General features: G+C 39.4%; 4 protein-coding genes. 1 reads left to right on the forward strand and 3 read right to left on the reverse strand.

The annotated features are described in order from the left end of the window. The first annotated feature begins 313 nt into the window (after positions 1–313). A complete protein-coding gene (locus tag P9B04_RS17095) occupies positions 314–523 on the forward strand; it encodes a hypothetical protein (protein ID WP_342056185.1) in 210 nt (69 codons plus the stop codon). Between the two features lie 101 nt (positions 524–624). Here P9B04_RS17095 and P9B04_RS17100 read toward each other — a convergent pair whose 3' ends face one another. The 3 genes from P9B04_RS17100 to P9B04_RS17110 form a co-directional block, all read right to left on the reverse strand. Continuing rightward, complete coding sequence (locus P9B04_RS17100) at positions 625–1,908, reverse strand: MFS transporter (protein WP_342056186.1); 1,284 nt, start codon at positions 1,906–1,908, stop codon at positions 625–627. Between the two features lie 147 nt (positions 1,909–2,055). Beyond that, on the reverse strand, positions 2,056–3,147 hold the full coding sequence (locus P9B04_RS17105; RefSeq protein ID WP_342056187.1) for a sucrase ferredoxin: 1,092 nt from the start codon (positions 3,145–3,147) through the stop codon (positions 2,056–2,058). A gap of 303 nt (positions 3,148–3,450) precedes the next feature. Beyond that, the gene (locus P9B04_RS17110; RefSeq protein ID WP_342056188.1) at positions 3,451–3,588 is read right to left on the reverse strand and encodes a hypothetical protein; all 138 of its coding nucleotides are present in this window, start codon (positions 3,586–3,588) and stop codon (positions 3,451–3,453) included. Between the last annotated feature and the right edge of the window lie 40 nt (positions 3,589–3,628).

Genomic DNA, 3,628 nt, shown 5'->3' on the forward strand with positions numbered 1-3,628 from the left:
CATCTGTCTTCATTATACTTCTTATTTGTCTCAATCTTATTTGAATTAACTATATATGGTGCGCAAACCACACGCGAGGAATATGAAAGACGGATTAAATGATAATTAACTTTACTTGAACCAATAAGGGATAACGGGTCGAGCGTAGATCGTCCGTTATCCCTTATTGGTTTGAACAATATCCATTATCAACTTTAGTCATGAAATTTATTCAAAAAAGTGCTAGAAAACGATTAAATAATCGGTTGAAGTTTCTAATTATTCTCTTGGTTCGTGTAGGAATTATGAACTCTATCAATTTTATGATGGAGGTATGCGACTAGGAAACTATGATTTAATCATGTATCCTTTAGAATTAGCCTTAGAAGCTTGTAATATCTGGGAATGGGCTAAAGAACCTCCCAATCTTGACAGCTATATTCTTACTATTTTTCATGGCGATGGACATGATGTTTATTATGTTATCTGCTTTATTCTTATTTTTCTTAGATCGAACTTACACAGTATAAAAAAAACTCCATAATCAAAAACAAGACAGCACATTAGGAAATACAAATTAACCCCACACCCTACACCGTAACCTCACCACCACTTTATGACGCAGGTGCAAGATGTGAGTTTTAGTTAGCTATCGTGATCTGGTAGTCTCACTTCAACCTCCCGCAAGGTTTGAAAAGCATACCCTCCTAAACCGACGAAAAACATCCAGACTGCGGTTAAAGTATAAAGTAAAGCAATTCCCGATCCAGCTTCAGATCCAAAAACTCCTCCGAACATGGAAGCAAGTAGTCCCCCTGACTGCATCGCTGGTTCAAAGACTTGGTCTGCTAAGGGTCCAGCAATCAAAGTTGCACCAGAAGCAATAATTAAACCGATGGTTTGATCGGCCCCTAAAACCCGACCTTGTAATTTCGGGGGAACTTTAGAATACCAAATAGAATTACTAGAACTGTAAAACAGGGGAATATTCAGAGAGGCAAAGAAATGGGACCCCATCCAAACCGTAGCAGCTTGACCGATACCCATTATGGATTTAAATAACCCTGTTCCCATAAAACCTAGCAACATTCCATTGATACGGCGAGAAAATCCTCCCCAAAAACTCAATAAAATACCCCCAAGAACCCCCCCAATACCGGCCGCCGCTGTGACGTTCCCTAACACCTCGGAACTGCCTCCAGAACGGGCTAAAATCATAGGGCTATATATGGCTTTCCCAACATCATTGGCCATGGCAAATAGGGAAAAGGCAATAACCATCGCCACTAAACTGGGTCTTTCTACAATGTAGCGCAAACCAAAGGTTAATTGTTCTACCATGGTTTCCGAGACTTCATTGTTGGTAAAGTTTGGTTGAGGAATTTTCGCTAAAAACAGGGTACATAAAGCGACAACAAAGGTAATTAAATCGATGGCAATAATCCCTTGTAAGCCAATTACGGGATAAAGACGACCGGCTAATGCTGGTGAGATGATGGCTGAACCATAATTCACCGCAGCTACCATACTTTCAGCCCTTGTGTAGTTTTCTTTTGGTACCATCAGAGCAATAGATGTAGAGTAAGCTAGGCTTTGAACCTGACCAAAGCCACTATAAACTGCTACAACTAAGTACAAGTGCCAAATTTGTAAACTTCCCTCAATATAAAGAACTGCAACCGCAATAGTACACACCCCCGCCATCAAGTCCCCGATAAGCATCAAATATTTACGATTAACTCGGTCTACAATAATTCCTGCTACTGGTGTTACAAAAATTCGAGGCAGTTGGGAGAAGAAACCTACTAAAGTTAAGGCTGTTGCTGAATTTGTCGAGTCCCAAACCCAAATGGTTAGGGCAAAAACTGTCATGTAACTGCCAATGGTTGATACCATTTGACCAAACCAAATTAGAAAAAAAGTAGGCATAAATTTGATAATTAGGGTTTACTTTTTGGGCGGAGTGGAAATTTGAATTCGGTGTTAGGAGTTAGAGAAGAAGACAGGAGTCAGGAGTCAGGAGAGAAATAGAATGGGGATTTAAAACCCCAATCTATACCCTCAACGGAAGATAAATTAATTCGTCGAGATATCTTTGAGATGGGTTACACAATACTGGTTCACAGGACGTAAGGTAATATCTTTCCCAGAATATCCTGTACTGTTTACCTGTCCGCTAATTTCTACTTTTGCTTCGTAGGTTTTGATCACATTATCTTTAATAAATTCTAAACGTACCCAGGATACCGTAGCTTTTTTTGCTAAAAAACTAAGTAATAAATTAACTCTTCGAGACGGGATAAATCTTAAAACCTGGTAAATATACGGAAGAACACCCTTACCTTTAATTTTAATCACTTTTGCTGTTTTTGGAAGATCAAACCAAGACCAACCTTCTTGTTGCCAAAGTTCCCTTTCCACGATTTGAGCAAATTTTCCCATTCCTGCCCATCCACGATACAATAAGCGCAGGTCTTCTGCGTCACCGTTTTGATGCACTAAAGTATCTAGGGATTCTAGGGTTAGATGTCCCCAATACTGACCACGAGGCAGATCGATGAGGGTGGGTGCAAACTTATGGCCCCCAAAATGGCTAGATCGCCAAACTCGTAAAGGTTTCTCGGGATTATTTGTATAATCCGATCGCAGTTTTTTATAAACAGGATAGCCAAAACGACCACAGGCTAGGTCTACGTTAGCATGGGTACAGACTAACATTTCTCGAATTTCGCTGCTTTGTTGGCGATAGGGTTCCCAGGTTTCTAGTGAGTTTGATTTCCTCATTAATGAGTCTGCTATAGCTGTTGCTAAAGGGATTAGTTGGTCTTGAGGAACTAGGAATTCTTGCTTTTCGTAACTGCTACATAACTGTTTGGAACGACGATAATAAAACAGTCTGGCGTAACCAGGTTGAGAATATTCTCTATCCGGTGCGATCGCAATTGGGCGAAGAATAATTCCTTTTCTAAAGATTAGTTGCTTAAGACGCTTAGTCAAGGGTTGTATTTTCTCGTCATCTACCCACATATTTCCAGGCCAAGGTTGCTTAAGTTCCAAAATTAGCCAATGATCATAGCTTCCTGCGGTTCCTATGGGATCTTCGCCGTTGTTTTGGGATATGACTGAACAATATTGACAATCGTTTTGAGTTGATTTAGTTGATATCATTATATTAAATATGGTGGCTGTTTACGATTATAATCGAGTGTAGCTGCCATGATTAATTAACATCTCGTTAATTCTAATGATAATCTTGTCGGTAATAAAACTGATATTTATTAATGTTTTGCTCATTATGATATATTCTTTTAATTTCTTTTTTAAGATTTTTTTAGACTTCAAATCTTTTGTTTAACATTTAAATTATTTCTGGAGTTATGGCAGGAGGTAGGAGGTAGAATACAGGAGAGAGAGCCATTCTCTGAGGGTGTTTCAAGGCTCTAGCATAAGCTAAACTATGGCTCTACTGGTTTAACTTCCAAAATAATTAACGTTTCCCTGAGGCACTTTCCCATCTATCCCTTGTAGGATGTTTTTTGCCGCTTCTTTCGCAATTTGATAGCGAGTTTCATGCACTGCCGAACCTAAATGGGGTTTGACACTCCCCACGAATATAATTCGGGGGATTCTTGGTTCACTGACTCAAGTT

The sequence above is a fragment of the Crocosphaera sp. Alani8 genome (genome assembly GCF_038442745.1).
Classification (GTDB): Bacteria; Cyanobacteriota; Cyanobacteriia; order Cyanobacteriales; family Microcystaceae; genus Crocosphaera.